We start from the raw sequence: 13,764 nt of genomic DNA on the forward strand, positions 1-13,764 counted from the left end.
ATCCCCAAGATGAATCGCCCTATTCGGACTCGCTTTCGCTATGGATGCGAGGCTTAATACCTCTTATCCTAACCTTGAAGATTAACTCGCTGGCTCATTATACAAAAGGCATGCCAAAAGACTTGGTTACCCAATAGTCCCATGGCTGATTGTTAGCATACGGTTTCAGGTTCTATTTCACTCCCCTCGCCGGGGTTCTTTTCACCTTTCCCTCGCGGTACTTGTGCACTATCGGTCAATTGAGCATATTTAGCCTTGGAGGATGGTCCCCCCAGATTCACTCAAGGTTCCACGTGCCTCGAGCTAATCAAGAGAAAAGGAAAGGGCAGTTTAGTTCCTTTTGCCTACAGGACTATCACCTTCTATGGCAACGCTTTCCAGCGTTTTCGACTAGAAACAAACTAACCCCCTCGCTAAGGGTATTTAGCGAGACTCCTTTTTCTTACAACCCCTGAAGCTGCAACGAATACTCTCTTACACAGCTTTAGGTTTAGGCTTTTTCCGATTTCGCTCGCCGCTACTTTCGGAATCTCGTTTGATTTCTTTTCCTCTGGTTACTAAGATGTTTCAGTTCACCAGGTTTGCCTCTTTGCGCAAAGCGCAAAGATGGTAGAGGTTTACTCTACCGGGTTGCCCCATTCGGAGATCCCCGGATCAAAGCTTGCTTGACAGCTCCCCGAGGCTTATCGCAGCCTGCTACGTCCTTCATCGCTCTCAATTGCCAAGGCATCCACCGTATGCCGTAAATAGCTTAAACTTTTTGCTCTTTAATACTTAGATGCATTATTTACCTATTCTCTTTTAAAAGATCAACTGCAAGGTGCAGGGCAAAAAAGCAACTGTTGGTGGAGGCTAGCGGGATCGAACCGCTGACCTTCTGCGTGCAAGGCAGACGCTCTCCCAGCTGAGCTAAGCCCCCTTTCACTGGTGGGCCTGAGTGGACTTGAACCACTGACCCCTGCGTTATCAGCACAGTGCTCTAACCAGCTGAGCTACAGGCCCGGCTGCTTCTTTGCTATACACCTTAAACAATAATTCCAGACGAAGAGCTTATGGGTTGGTTATTACACCTAAAAAAATTAGAAAGGAGGTGATCCAGCCGCAGGTTCTCCTACGGCTACCTTGTTACGACTTCACCCCGGTCGCTGGCCCTACCATGAACGGCTGCCTCCCTTACAGGTTAGCCTACCGTCTTACAGTAAAGTCAACTCCCATGGTGTGACGGGCGGTGTGTACAAGGCCCGGGAACGTATTCACCACCGTATAGCTGACCGGTGATTACTAGCGATTCCAGCTTCATGCACTCGAGTTGCAGAGTGCAATCCGAACTGTGGGATGCTTTGGGGATTAGCTCCACCTCGCGGTATTGCAACCCATTGTACATCCCATTGTAGCACGTGTGTAGCCCTGGACATAAGGGCCATGATGACTTGACGTCATCCCCACCTTCCTCCAGGTTATCCCCGGCGGTCGCATTAGAGTGCTCAGCATAACCTGTTAGCAACTAATGCCGAGGGTTGCGCTCGTTGCGGGACTTAACCCAACATCTCACGACACGAGCTGACGACAGCCATGCAGCACCTGTGCTAGCTTTCTTGCCCGAAGACAAGAATCGTTACCCTTTCGAGCTCCTACTACTAGCATGTCAAACCCAGGTAAGGTTCTTCGTGTACCTTCGAATTAAACCACATGCTCCACCGCTTGTGCGGGCCCCCGTCAATTCCTTTGAGTTTTAATCTTGCGACCGTACTCCCCAGGCGGGATGTTTAACGCGTTAGCTTACGGCACTGAGAAGTGTACTTCCCAACGCCTAACATCCATCGTTTAGGGCGTGGACTACCAGGGTATCTAATCCTGTTTGCTCCCCACGCTTTCGCGCCTAAGCGTCAGTTGCGTTCTAGCAAGCCGCTTTCGCCACTGGTGTTCTTCCTGATATCTACGGATTTCACCCCTTCACCAGGAATTCCGCTTGCTTTTCCCGAACTCGAGTTTTGCAGTATCTAAAGCAGCCCATGGGTTAAGCCCAAGGATTTCACTTTAGACTTACAAGACCGCCTGCGCGCCCTTTACGCCCAGTGATTCCGAATAACGCTTGCACCCTACGTATTACCGCGGCTGCTGGCACGTAGTTAGCCGGTGCTTCCTCTGCAGGTACCATCAAGCTATAAAAGGTATTAGCTCTTATAACCTTTTTCCCTGCTGACAGGAGTTTACAACCCGAAGGCCTTAGTCCTCCACGCGGCGTTGCTGGGTCAGGATTTCTCCCATTGCCCAATATTCCCCACTGCTGCCTCCCGTAGGAGTCTGGGCCGTGTCTCAGTCCCAATGTGGCTGATCGTCCTCTCAGACCAGCTACCCGTCGTAGGCTTGGTAGGCCATTACCCTACCAACTACCTGATAGGCCGCGGATCCATCCCAAAGCAGAAGCTTGCAAGCAGAGGCCTCCTTTCTTTATACCTCTTATGAGGCATAAAGGTATCCGGTATTAGCGCACCTTTCGGCGCGTTATCCCAGACTTTGGGGCAGGTTATCCACGTGTTACTCACCCGTGCGCCACTTTACTTGAAGGTTGCCCTTCTTTCACGTACGACTTGCATGTGTTAAGCACGCCGCCAGCGTTCATTCTGAGCCAGGATCAAACTCTCAGTAAAAAACTAAAAGTTGTTTATTTGCTCTTCATCTGGAATTTTTCAAAGAACTTGTCATAAGCGACAGTTGTGTAATATATTCTAAAACTATTAGTTTGTCAAGGGGTTGGAGATGTTTTTCTAAAATTTTAAAAAGTCTTTAGAGGATAGGGATATTTTGCATACATATTGAAATTTTTGGTAGTTTGTTATATACTAAAGTATAAATTGTTGGAGGAAACATGAAAGAAAAGGTAGTTGCCAAAGTAAAAAAAGAGAATGATAAGCTTCATTTAACATGTGAAGCCTTTGGAATCAGTGAGTACTGCATTGACGAAGAACAAGCAAAAGCAATTATAGAATCAAAAGCACCAAAAGATGCTGAGATAGAGTGGGTAAAAGATTATATAGACGATAATGATAAATAAAAATTGCAGTACATACCTACCTTATTAATAATCAGTGTATTTGCCTTAAGTTTAGTAAGGAATATAGGCAAATTCAAAATACGCATATGGCAGTTGACATTTGGGGCTGCCGTAGTATGCCTTATAACGGATCGTATAAGCTTAGAGCAAGCTTTTTATTCAATAAATTTTGATGTTATTTTTTTTCTATTTGGGATGTTTTGCGTAGGTAGCGCTGTAGAAAAAAGTGGCCTTGCAAAATTCTTAACCAACTACATTTTGAGGTATATTAAAAATATCGACAGTTTGCTTTTGTTTATTATTTTCTTTTGTGCAATAGCAAGCTCTTTTTTGATGAATGATACAACGGCTGCGATCATTACACCTATTATTTTAATTTTTGCAAAAACATTGCATCTTAACCCCAAAAAACTAATAATTGTAAGCATGCTTGCAATTACAATAGGCTCTTGCGCAAGTCCTATTGGTAGCCCACAAAATATCTTAATTGTAAGCCATATTCCTCACTCAAATCCTTTTATTTTATATGCAAAATACTTAACCTTGCCCACAATCTTAAATTTAATCTTGCTTTTTTTATACGCTAAATTTAATTTTGAACAAAAAGTTTTATGCCACGAAACAAAAAAACCAGAATTTAGCGATGAAAGTTTAGTAATGTTATCAATATACTCAATTATTGCCCTTATTGTTTTGGTTTTTTTAAAAGCTTTTTTTATAACCGATATGCCTTTGCTGTACATCGCTTTGATTCCTGCTGCAATTGTGCTTTCGCATAAAAAAAGGATAACAATCATTAAAGATGTTGATTACAAAACATTAATTTTTTTCATTGGACTTTTTATTTTGATAAAAGCATTTTGGGACTCTAATGTTTTGCAAACCTATATTGCAGGCAGTCATTTAAACCTTGCTTCAGTATATGTAATATTTATTATAACAACGCTTGCAAGTCAGTTTGTATCAAATGTCCCGCTTGTTACGCTTTACTTACAAATACTTTCTTCCTATCATTTAGGATGGCAACCTTACCTAGCTTTATCTGTGGCAAGTTCTATTGCTGGAAATATTTTTTTGCTTGGGGCAGCAAGCAATATTATTGTTGCTGAAAATTTAGAAAAGTACACACAGCGAACCATCACCTCATTTGAATTTTTTAAATACTCAATAATTCTCACCATTATCAATATTTTTGTGTATTTAGCTGTTTTTGCAATTATCTAATTGCGTTAATGTTCTATTAATGTAGCGTGAGTATAGTCCTCTTTAAGATTTAAAAATGGAGGTGTGTTATGAAAAACACAAAAAAACTAGCGGCTTTGGCTTTAGGAGGACTTTTACTTACGACTTCGGCAGCAGGCATTGCAACAGCAAGCAATCAACTAAACGGCTCTATCAAAATCATGCATGATAACGAGGCAAACTATGCTGACCTTGCAAGTCTCACAATTGATCAGGCAGTGGCAAGCGCACTGAAGGCTCAACCCGGTAAAGTTATCAAAGCAGGCCTGGAAAATGAAAATGGATACTTAGTGTGGGACGTAGAAGTTGCATCAAATAATCAGATTCATGAAGTAAAAGTTGATGCAAAAAACGCTAAAATTTTGAAAATTGAAAAAGACAAAGCAGATTCCCAAAAAGAAAGCGCTGAAGAAAACGACTAAATCAAAAGGGGTACTTTGGTGCCCCTTTTTTTCTTGAAAAACTTTAAAAAGTGAGGTAGTATTGTTGCAATGAAGCTTTTAATCGTAGAAGACGAAAAAACCTTAGCTAATTTAATAAAAAAAGGATTCGAAGAAGAAGGGTTCGCAGTTGATATTGCCTATGACGGAGAAGATGGCCTTTATTTTGCAAAAAACAATACATACGATGCTATTATCCTTGATATTATGCTACCAATACTTGATGGCATTAGTTTGCTAAAAAAACTCAGAGATCAAAACAATTCAACACCTGTAATTATGCTTACGGCTAAAGATACTGTAAAAGATAAAGTTTTGGGTTTGGATAGCGGCTCTGATGATTACCTCACTAAACCATTTTCCTTTGAGGAATTACTATCTCGAGCAAAGGCGATTATAAGACGAAGGTATGCAATTTCAAGCCCAATCATCACAATTGGTGAATTAGAAATTGATACTGCCGAGAAAACAGTTAAAAGGGCAAGTGCAGCAATAGAGCTTTCTGCTAAAGAATACGCTTTGCTTGAGTTTTTGGCAGCAAACAAAAATAAAGTGGTAAGCCGCACCAAAATTATTGAGCATTTATACAATGAGGATTTTGATTTAGATAGCAATATTATCGATGTATTTATCAATAAGATTAGAAATAAAATAGATAGAAACTTCGACAAAAAACTTATCCACACAGTTCGTGGCATGGGTTATAGCATAAGAGAGTGAACTCTATAAAGTTTCGATTGTTTATATATTACTGCGCTATATCTTTTGTAATATTTGGTATATTGGGTGTCTTTTTATACTTTAGCCTTGAAGATACCGTTTTAAAGTCTATAGATAATACACTAAGCACAAAAGCTAAAGCTATTGCTACGCTTGTTAGCGAAGACGAAGGGGTTAATTTTAAGTTTTCAGATGAAATTCTTAAAGAATACTCACAGCGCTCAAAACACTATTTTCAAATAATTCAAGGCTCCAAAATAATTGAAAAATCTCAGTCTTTAGGCAATTATGAACTACCTATCATAAACACAACCCAAACGGTTAATTTTAAAAATGAACCTGTTCGCATCGTACCGTTTAATTTTTCGATAAATAACAAACAATTTACCATAGAATGCGCCCAGGATATTGATAACCAAATAGATTTGCTTCAAACCTACCTTGGTATACTATCTATAGCAATAGTAATTGCAATTTTTTTGAGTGCTTTGGGCGGGCTATTTATTGTCAATACAATGCTAAAGCCTATTAAGAAAATTTCTCAGACAATAAACAAGCTTTCTGAGTCCAATTTATCTAAAAGTCATATCGATGAAAATGTTGCAGATGAACTAAAACCTCTTGCAGTAGCTTTTAACCACACATTTGAGCGCCTTGACAATGTTTTTATCAGACAAAAGCAATTTGTTGGCGATGTATCTCACGAGCTTAAAACACCGCTGAGCGTCATACTGATGGAAACAGAAATGGCCCTAAGGAAACAGCGCAGCTTACAAGAATACATTAACACAATAAATCAAATAAAAGACAGCGCCGTGCACATGAAAGGCATTATAGAAACTCTTTTGAAGCTAATTTCAATAGAAAACACAAAACTTATAGAGAAAAAAGCTTGCAATATTAAAGAGATAATCCAGAAGTCTATTTCGCTTTTAAAGCAACAGTTAGAAAAAAAGCGCATAGCTTTTAGCATTCAAGGCAATACATTTTTTGCCGAAGTAGACGAAACACTCATAATGGAAGTTTTTTTAAACTTATTAGACAATGCGGTAAAATACAATAAAGAAAACGGCACAATTGATATTACAATAGATCCAGATAAAAAAGCTGTTGAAATACTAGACAGCGGCATTGGCATACCAGACAAAGATTTAGATAAGGTTTTTGATAAATTTTACCGCGCTGACCCTTCAAGGGCAAAAACAATTGAGGGCTTAGGGTTAGGCCTTAGCCTTGTTAGAGAAATTCTTGATTTGCACAAAGCTAAAATTGAGATTCAGAGCACACCCAATATTGGCACGAAAGCAACAGTTGCTTTCTAGAAAAAAAATAAAAATAAAGTAAAAAAGTAGCCTGTCCCCTTTTTTATCCTTTAACCTGCATCTTTGCATACGCCTTTTTATAGTAAATATAGGCTCCAAACCAACTCAAAATTAAAACAGCAGCAACACCTAAGCCTAACTTACTAAAAGGTATGTTTTGGACAAATACAAAAAAAGGCGATGTTAGATTTAACTTTCTAGACAATACCTGAATCCATTCAATTGTTCCTACAAACAAGGCTACAAATACACTTGCTCCTGTTACAAAAATATTAAAAAATAACTTTCTTATTACATCATTCATTGCCCAATCATACACTTTCATCATAACAAGACCGTCTAAACTATCCATAAGGCTCATACCTGCTGTGAATAAAAATGGAAACACCAATATACCCCATATAGGCAAATGTGAATTTTTTGCTAAAGCGGCTGAGATGCCAAGCACCGCTACTTCTGTTGCAGTATCAAAGCCAAGCCCAAACAAAAACCCAATGGGATACATTTGATAGCTTTTATTAATTTTTTTGTACAAAAAACCAAAAAATCTTCCCATAAGACCCCTTTTGGCTAGTAAGTTATCAATTTCTTCATGTTTAATATTGCCTTTTTGATATTCTTTTGATAAATCATAAAGGCTTTTTACCACTATTAAGTTTAAAATACCTATAATTGTTAAAAATAAAGCCGAAACGGTGGTACCAAAAATATTGCCAAAATTTTTTAAAAAATCCATGTGTGTGTGAATTGCCATTGCCGCTACAATAATACCAAAAGACAACAAAATAACCACTGTTGAGTGACCTAAAGAAAAAAACAACCCCACGCCCACAGGCTTTTGGTCGTCCTGCCTTAGTTTTCTAGTTACATTGTCAATAGCTGCTATGTGGTCTGCATCAAATGCATGCTTTAAACCAAAAAAATAAGCAAGCAAACCTAAGCTTGAAAGAACAGGACTTAGTCGCACCAGATAAAAAAAGGCGCCCCATGCCACAAGATTAAACAGTATAATAAAAACAAACATTAAAACAGCGCGCGATCTAAAAGACACTTCCCCCCTCCATAGTATTACTTTAATTTAAATAATAATACTAAAAAATTACATTTTGATTGAAAAAAAATTAAATCACATGTAGTAAAAAAGTTAGATAATTGACATAAGTCAATTATTTCTAAAAAATATATGATAAATTAATAGAAAATTTGTAAGTAACGGGGTATTTATGCAAGAAAAGCCGTGGCTTAAAAAAGTTGTTATAATGAGCATAGTTGGTGTATTAGTTGGTGTTATATTCTCTTATGCAACATATATTGGTGTTGAAAAAACAGCTGGGGAAAATTTTTGCGCCTCATGCCACTCTATGCAGCCGATGGCCCAATCATACGGGTTGGATGTACATGGAGGAAACAATCAATTTGGCTTTAAAGCTCAATGTACAGACTGCCATCTACCGCATAATAATGTTGCAAATTATTTATATACAAAAGCTAAAACTGGTATCAACGATGTATTTTTTGAGTTTTTTACAAATACTTCAAAGATAAACTGGGAACAAAAATTAAAAGAGCCAAATAAATTTGTATACGATAGTGGTTGTCTAAAGTGCCACAGCAACTTACAGCAAGAATCCCTGCAAAACCAAAGGGCATTTTTAGCCCACAGAGCATATTTTGCAAAAACAACCAACGAATCATGCGTAGACTGCCACAGCAATGTAGGTCATAAAGATTTAAAAGAATTTATTAAGTCATAGGGGGCTCTTATGAAAAAAAACATTGGTAATTGTGGGTGTTATCTTTCTTTTGGTCATTGTAGGTAGCGCTAGTTGGTATCTAAGCAAGGCTAACAAAACTCAAAATCAAGTTGTAGCTGACAACCCAAATGTTTCTCTAAACAACTCGAATTTGCGCTATGCCAATATTGCATACTCTGAAAAAATAACTCTATCAAAAGGCAAAGGCGTAACGAAACAGGCAGCTTCATGTATAGAGTGCCATGCTCAAAAAACACCTGCTATTGTGCAGGATTGGTCAAAAAGTTCTATGGCTCATGCAGGTGTAAGCTGCATTGACTGCCACGGCGTTTCGAAAGATAACCCAATGGCAAACCAAAACTGCCCTGGTGTAAAAGGCACAAATATATATGTGAGCAAAATGGTATCGCCTAAAACTTGTGCAAAATGCCATCCAAACGAAGTTAAAGAGTTTGAAGAAAGCGGCCATGCAAGAGCTGCCTTTCACCTAGCGCTAAAGCCCGATCAGGGGTTGATTGCGCATGAAGATATGGGTGCGCCTGAATACAAAGATGCGGTAGTGCTTACAGGGTGCGCTCAATGTCACGGCTCTATCATAAAAATGGGACCAAACCATGAGCCCACACAAGGCACCTGGCCAAGCCACGGCATAGGTAATGTTTACCCAGACGGCGGGGTTGGCAATTGTGCCTCCTGTCACTTTAATCATCAATTTTCTATAGCGCAGGCAAGAAAACCATCATCCTGTGCTACATGCCACCTTGGCCCAGACCATCCGGATATAGAAGTGTATAATAACTCCGTTCACGGGGCACTATTTGCAGCTCACGGCGACAAATGGCATTGGGGCAGCCCTCCTGGTGCATGGATTCCAGGTGTAGACTACGATGCTCCAACATGCGCTACATGTCATATGAGCGGTGTAAATGGTTTACAGCCAACGCATAATGTTGATATGAGGCTAAAGTGGAACCTTTGGGCACCAATATCAAAAGAAAGAACAGGCGGTTATGAAACTGCGGCTTTTGAATATATGAAAACTGGCAAATTAACAGCAGGCAACCCTCTTGCTGGAAACCCCAAAGGACCTCAGGAAGCAAGAAAGGAAATGCTTCAGGTATGTGCATCATGCCACACCCAATCATTTGCAAACAACTACTTAGCTATGGCTGATAAACAAATAGAGCTTTACAACAAATACGCCCATGCAGCAAGCGAAATGATTAATACATTAGAAAAGAAACATTTAATGATGAAAGACCCGTGGGCAGACCCAGCCTTTAGAACATACTACTATATGTGGCACCACGAAGGCAGAAGAATGCGCCAGGGTGCAGTAATGGAAGGACCAGATTACTCTCATTGGCACGGCGTATTTCAATTACAGCAAAGCCTAAGAATACTGCAGGCAATTTACAACCAACGCATGAAAGATGGCAAAATCGATCCAAATCAAATTGGCGGCGTTGGTATGGGCGAGTAAGCAATTTTGCCAAAGTGTTTGTTTTAAGCACTTTGGCTTTTTTTACCATTGAAAAGCAGATTCAAAAATAGTATGATAAAAAAGGTTGGGATGTTGCAAATGATTTTTAGTATGAAAGAGGTCTTAAATGTACTCTAATGTTTTGTCGATTTCTAATTTTATTTATATTGCAAGCGCCATCGTTTTAATCTTGAGCTTTATAGTAAAGAAAAAAAGCCTTGATGTAGCGGGGAAAAGTATTTTTGTTTTAGCGTTTTTTGTTGAATTTTTGTATTTTGCGCTAAGAACTATAGAAACATACCAAAAAGGATACAATTATCTGCCTGTTACAAACGCTTTTGAATCATTTGTTTTTTTTACTTTATGTTTGGGGTTTTTGCAAACAATTATAATTAAAAAAACTTCTAACTTTATAGTTCTTTTAAGCTCTATTGTAATCAGCGCAACACTTCTTGCCCTATCAATTGCTGGCTTTAGCGAACACATTGAGCCGCTAATTCCAGCCCTAAAAAGCAACTGGCTTGTAGCACATGTCATTACTTCTTTTTTAGCGTACGCTGGTTTTGCAATAAATTTTGCCGCAAGCGCATTTGTTTTGTATACATCAAAAAGATACAGCGATAAAATTACTGGTTCAATGTCTTTTGGCGCACTGCTTAGCTTGATGTTTACAGCATTTATTGTGTCAATTACACACTCAAAACCGTTTGCTGTGGGCATTGTGTTTTGGGTAATCATTTCAAGTATGCTTTTTGTATTGGGTTTTATACTAAAGCCATATGAGAAAAAAGAATGGATTGAAAAACCGCTTGTTTTTGGTTTTGTACTGCTTACAATTGGCGTTATTACAGGCTCAATTTGGGCAAAATACGCCTGGGGTGGCTACTGGAGCTGGGACCCAAAAGAAACATGGAGCTTTATCACATGGATTGTGTATTTAATAAATCTACACTTTATTAGAAAGAAAAAAAGTGTGAGGTTTTTAGCTTATCTGGGCGTTATTGGGTTTGTCTGCGTGCTTATTACATACTTGGGCGTAAATTTCGTACTACCGGGGTTGCACAGTTATGGTTCAAATTAACAAAGTCATTGATAAAATATACAGCTTTTTAAAGAGCTTAACGCTTGCTGTCATACTGCTTAGCTTGATAGCTTTTTTCAGCGCCGTTGGCACGATTGCTGGCAATGTTAAATTTCTAAAAGATTTAGGCTTGGATAATGTTTACTACTCAAAATGGTTTTTGCTTTTAATTGTTTTGTTTGTTGTAAATTTGGTACTGTGCACGCTGAGTATGATACCTGTTACAATTGCGCTCTTTAGCCCAAGCGCCCCAAATAAAACCTATAAAAGCAAAAAAGAAAATGCCAAAGAGCACTTAATAGCCCTGCTTAAATCAAAAAAACTATACGTCCAAGAAAAAGATAATCTTATTGCAGCCTATAGATACCCTGTGAGAAAATTTGCCGTATACGGCATACATTTTGGTATACTTATTATAGCTTTTGGAGCATTGGTAGGCTCTATTTGGGGTTTTCGCGGTATAATGGAAATCCCACAAGATCAATCAAGCAGTATAATAATAACAAGAAACAATTATGTAAGCCTGCCTTTTGCCATTTACAACAAAAACTTTACAGTTAGCTTTTACAAAGACAAAAATATACCATCTGAATATAAAACCACTGGCTACATTCTAGACAACAATCAAAAAATACCATTCACTACTACGGTAAATCATCCTTTTGTATACAAAGGCGTGTGGTTTTATCAAGCAAGCTACCAGCTAAACCCACATAAGAGCTTTATTGCTCTAAATATCAACGGCACTGATAAAAACCTTTACCTGCACAAACCATTGCTTTTCGATGATGCGCAGTTTTATCTGGCAAATTTGAGCTACTACAACTCAAAACCCATAGCGCTTTTGTATGTAGAGCTACCCCAAGGTAGTGCTTCTGGATGGATAAAGTTAGGAGACAGCGCCAATTTGGGCCCTATCAATATAGCCTTCAGCAGTGCAGAAGAAAGCTACATTACAGTACTAAGCGTGGCAAAAGACCCAGGCTCTACTATTGTGATTTTGGGCTTTTTAGCTGTTATTGCGAGCTTACTTTTGATCTTTTTTAAGTTTAGACGCAGGGTATACAGGATAAAAAAGCTCTAAAATTATCAAAATTGTTAAGCAAAAAGCGCACGACAAGGCATTAGACAAGGAAAAAGGAAGAACCGCTAAAAAAGCGACTCTCCCCTAACGGTACTTTTTGCTAAAAAGCGATTAGAAGCCAGTGTATTGACCTGTGCAGGAGTTGTAGGAAACTGCCTTGTCTTTACCACCAATACTAGTATTGGTAATATTGAGGTTATAGCCGCTCACCACGTAGCCATTAGTGCAAGTGGTATCAGCAGTTACCGTAATAATATTGCCGGTTGAAATGTTAAATATACCATTAGTACCAGTAGTAACTAGAGTCCCATTTGCGTCAAACGCTCCGGGGCCTGTCATTTGCTGGACCGCTACAGATCCTGTTCCTGATGCACTTTGACCTGGATACATACCATTAGTTGCATCATACGACTCCAGCGCCGTTACGACATTTTTCACATCACTTCTTACAGAATCTAAGTACGCACCCTGTTTGTACTTCAAAAACTGCGGTATAGCAATAGCCGCCAAAATAGCTATGATTGCAATAACAATCAACAGCTCAATCAAAGTAAAACCCGCCTGCTTTTGCAAAGTCCCTTTTTGTGCCACATCATGCTTTAGATTTAGCATGATTCACCTCCTAAATATAAAATATGTAAATTATAATAAATGAAAATATCATTAAAAGTCAAGAAAAATCGTTGCATAAAGTTAATTTTTTTAGAAAAAAATTTTTGCTGTTTTAGCAGTATTTTCTTGCAATTCAATTTTTAGTTTGTAAAATAAAATAAGCATATGAAAAAAAACACACAAAAACAGACTCAGTGCAAGCTAATAATTATGTATATAAGGTATTCTTAGTTGCGCTTGCGGTATCTGCATTTTTTTAACGCAACACCTGCAACGGCATACGCCACGACGGCATACTGTATCTGGGGCAAGCATTAACTAAACTACACCCAAATTTGCACCTTGATCCTTTTTTTGTATTTGGCTCGCAAAACAACTACACAATTTTTTCTTTCATTTATGCGTTTTTTATAAAGCTTTTAGGCTTAGATTTAACTGCAATTGTACTGCTTATTGTGGGATAGCTCTTTTTTTTAGCTAGCATTTTTTATTTGGCAAGTAAATTTGTAAATTTTAGATTTGTTATTTTAGGTGTTATTTGTGCTGCCATTACATACCCATTTTATGGGGGCTACGGTATATTTTTTTATGCTAAAGCGCTTTGACATAATAATAATCGACCGCAAGCTCAACTGGTATTGCTGCGGCCACAGAGGCAACAAAGCAAAACAAAAGCGTCCTTATCGTAGAAGAAGACTCTTTGGTTGGGGCATCTCAAAAACTGTCAGCTACAAGCAAAACCGCATAGACATAGGTGGGCATAGATTTTTTTCAAAATCTGATTGGGTGCTGGATTGGTGGGAAGAATTGCTCAAGCCTTGTTCGCTAAAAGAAGCTAAATATATACAAAAGTGTATGTTGAAGCGCAAAAGATTGTCGCGCATTTATTTTGAAAGTAATTGGCTTTGAAAGGGCTGGATATAAAATAACAAGCATAAAGCTTTTAAATACCAAAACAAACTAAACCCAAA

General features: G+C 38.5%; 12 protein-coding genes, 2 tRNA genes and 2 rRNA genes (1 of these 16 running past the window's edge). 10 read left to right on the plus strand and 6 right to left on the minus strand.

The features are described 5' to 3' along the window. From DESAMIL20_RS06485 to DESAMIL20_RS06500, 4 genes are all read right to left on the minus strand, one after another. Positions 1-757, minus strand: a 23S ribosomal RNA gene (locus DESAMIL20_RS06485); it reaches 2,265 nt to the left of the window's first position. 86 nt (positions 758-843) lie between these two features. Then, positions 844-919: transfer RNA gene (locus DESAMIL20_RS06490), tRNA-Ala, on the minus strand. 6 nt (positions 920-925) lie between these two features. After that, positions 926-1,002 (minus strand) — tRNA-Ile (locus DESAMIL20_RS06495). Between the two features lie 81 nt (positions 1,003-1,083). Further along, positions 1,084-2,651, minus strand: a 16S ribosomal RNA gene (locus DESAMIL20_RS06500). The 16S and 23S rRNA genes sit together here with 2 tRNA genes alongside, the layout of an rRNA operon. A gap of 218 nt (positions 2,652-2,869) precedes the next feature. Between DESAMIL20_RS06500 and DESAMIL20_RS06505 the strand changes: the two genes are divergently transcribed. The 5 genes from DESAMIL20_RS06505 to DESAMIL20_RS06525 all read left to right on the plus strand — a co-directional run bounded on the left by DESAMIL20_RS06505 (position 2,870) and on the right by DESAMIL20_RS06525 (position 6,779). Continuing rightward, complete coding sequence (locus tag DESAMIL20_RS06505) at positions 2,870-3,055, plus strand: hypothetical protein (RefSeq protein WP_086033999.1); 186 nt, start codon at positions 2,870-2,872, stop codon at positions 3,053-3,055. Between the two features lie 3 nt (positions 3,056-3,058). Beyond that, positions 3,059-4,279: an ArsB/NhaD family transporter gene (locus DESAMIL20_RS06510; protein WP_086034000.1), complete on the plus strand. Its 1,221-nt coding sequence runs from the start codon at positions 3,059-3,061 to the stop codon at positions 4,277-4,279. A 68-nt stretch (positions 4,280-4,347) separates the two neighbouring features. Beyond that, positions 4,348-4,719: a PepSY domain-containing protein gene (locus DESAMIL20_RS06515; RefSeq protein WP_086034001.1), complete on the plus strand. Its 372-nt coding sequence runs from the start codon at positions 4,348-4,350 to the stop codon at positions 4,717-4,719. 69 nt (positions 4,720-4,788) lie between these two features. Beyond that, positions 4,789-5,457, plus strand: a complete 669-nt coding sequence (locus DESAMIL20_RS06520) for a response regulator (protein WP_086034002.1) — start codon at positions 4,789-4,791, stop codon at positions 5,455-5,457. Continuing rightward, positions 5,454-6,779, plus strand: a complete 1,326-nt coding sequence (locus tag DESAMIL20_RS06525) for a sensor histidine kinase (RefSeq protein ID WP_086034003.1) — start codon at positions 5,454-5,456, stop codon at positions 6,777-6,779. The genes DESAMIL20_RS06520 and DESAMIL20_RS06525 overlap by 4 nt, the downstream gene beginning before the upstream one ends. Before the next feature lie 43 nt (positions 6,780-6,822). Here the strand turns inward: DESAMIL20_RS06525 and DESAMIL20_RS06530 are convergent, their stop codons facing one another. After that, positions 6,823-7,830 carry a HoxN/HupN/NixA family nickel/cobalt transporter gene (locus tag DESAMIL20_RS06530; RefSeq protein WP_239393399.1) on the minus strand — a complete coding sequence of 336 codons (1,008 nt, stop codon included), beginning with the start codon at positions 7,828-7,830 and terminating at the stop codon, positions 6,823-6,825. A gap of 172 nt (positions 7,831-8,002) precedes the next feature. On the opposite strand from DESAMIL20_RS06530, the gene DESAMIL20_RS06535 reads away from it, so the two are divergent. The 4 genes from DESAMIL20_RS06535 to DESAMIL20_RS06550 all read left to right on the plus strand — a co-directional run bounded on the left by DESAMIL20_RS06535 (position 8,003) and on the right by DESAMIL20_RS06550 (position 12,181). Next, positions 8,003-8,533 carry a cytochrome c3 family protein gene (locus tag DESAMIL20_RS06535; protein WP_086034004.1) on the plus strand — a complete coding sequence of 177 codons (531 nt, stop codon included), beginning with the start codon at positions 8,003-8,005 and terminating at the stop codon, positions 8,531-8,533. A 31-nt stretch (positions 8,534-8,564) separates the two neighbouring features. Further along, positions 8,565-10,016, plus strand: coding sequence for a multiheme c-type cytochrome (locus DESAMIL20_RS06540; RefSeq protein WP_204218575.1), 1,452 nt, complete (start codon positions 8,565-8,567; stop codon positions 10,014-10,016). 127 nt (positions 10,017-10,143) lie between these two features. Continuing rightward, positions 10,144-11,097: a c-type cytochrome biogenesis protein CcsB gene (gene ccsB, locus DESAMIL20_RS06545; RefSeq protein ID WP_086034005.1), complete on the plus strand. Its 954-nt coding sequence runs from the start codon at positions 10,144-10,146 to the stop codon at positions 11,095-11,097. Continuing rightward, entirely contained in the window at positions 11,084-12,181 is a 1,098-nt protein-coding gene (locus DESAMIL20_RS06550) for a cytochrome c biogenesis ResB family protein (RefSeq protein ID WP_086034006.1), read from the plus strand. Before ccsB ends, DESAMIL20_RS06550 begins: the two co-directional genes overlap by 14 nt. Positions 12,182-12,292: 111 nt before the next feature. Here the strand turns inward: DESAMIL20_RS06550 and DESAMIL20_RS10790 are convergent, their stop codons facing one another. Next, positions 12,293-12,793 (minus strand): type II secretion system protein, encoded by a 501-nt coding sequence (locus DESAMIL20_RS10790; protein ID WP_158090545.1) that lies wholly within the window; start codon positions 12,791-12,793, stop codon positions 12,293-12,295. A 564-nt stretch (positions 12,794-13,357) separates the two neighbouring features. On the opposite strand from DESAMIL20_RS10790, the gene DESAMIL20_RS10580 reads away from it, so the two are divergent. After that, positions 13,358-13,702, plus strand: coding sequence for a hypothetical protein (locus tag DESAMIL20_RS10580; protein WP_204218576.1), 345 nt, complete (start codon positions 13,358-13,360; stop codon positions 13,700-13,702). Positions 13,703-13,764: the final 62 nt, after the last annotated feature.

It is taken from the genome of Desulfurella amilsii, assembly GCF_002119425.1.
GTDB classification, from domain to species: Bacteria; Campylobacterota_A; Desulfurellia; order Desulfurellales; family Desulfurellaceae; genus Desulfurella; species Desulfurella amilsii.